Origin of the sequence: Streptomyces sp. SP18BB07 (assembly GCF_036322545.1) — a bacterium.
GTDB lineage: Bacteria > Actinomycetota > Actinomycetes > Streptomycetales > Streptomycetaceae > Streptomyces > Streptomyces deccanensis.
This window is the reverse complement of record NZ_JAQYWT010000111.1, coordinates 1-318: the sequence shown is the minus strand read 5'-3', so window position 1 is coordinate 318 and position 318 is coordinate 1. Positions and strand designations below refer to the sequence as shown.

Sequence of the window (318 nt, the reverse complement as noted above, 5' to 3'; positions counted from 1 at the left end):
TTGGGTGGGGGTTTTTGTGGTGGGTTTTGTGTCTTTGCTTTTTGGGGGGGGTTTTTTGTGCCAATTTTTTTTTTTTTTTTTGTTTTTTTTTTGGGGGTTGTGTGTTTTTTGCAATGTTTTGGGGGGGGGGGGGGGGGGGGGTGGGGGTGGTCTGGGGTGCGCTTGTTTTGTGTGGTCGGGGTGGGCTTTTTTGTGTTTTTTTTTTTTTGTTTTTTTTTTTTTTTTTGTTTTTTTTGGTTTTGTTTTTTTTGTGTTTTTTTTGTTGGTTGTTTTTGTTCTTATATAAACAACCCTCCACCCCCCACCCCCCCCCCCCCC

General features: G+C 42.5%; 1 pseudogene. It reads right to left on the bottom strand.

The features are described from left to right. Positions 1-318: pseudogene (locus PUR53_RS47990) on the bottom strand (hypothetical protein); the annotation flags it as partial.